1 protein-coding gene is annotated in these 251 nt (G+C 63.3%); it reads right to left on the minus strand.

What is annotated here, in order from left to right:
- A partial coding sequence (locus P3W75_RS04995; RefSeq protein WP_276226257.1) for a DDE-type integrase/transposase/recombinase occupies positions 1–251 on the minus strand: 251 nt, incomplete at both ends.

The following is a 251-nucleotide window of genomic DNA, read 5'->3' on the forward strand; positions in this document are numbered from 1 at the left end:
ATACCGTGCCGCGCATGCAGCCGTTGGTAATGCGCGGAACAGTACTGGATGCCGCGGTCCGAGTGATGCACCAGGGCATGCCGTGTCTGGCGCTGTCGTAACGCCTGGTTGAACGCCTGAGCAACCGACTCGGCGTGCAAACCCTCGTGGACGTGGTGGCCGACGATCTTGCGCGAGTAGGCGTCGGTGACCAGGCTCAGGTACAGCGGACCGCTCGAGCTAGGCAAATAGGTGATGTCGGCGACCCAGAC

Origin of the sequence: Pseudomonas citronellolis, from assembly GCF_029335315.1 — a bacterium.
Classification (GTDB): domain Bacteria; phylum Pseudomonadota; class Gammaproteobacteria; order Pseudomonadales; family Pseudomonadaceae; genus Pseudomonas; species Pseudomonas citronellolis_A.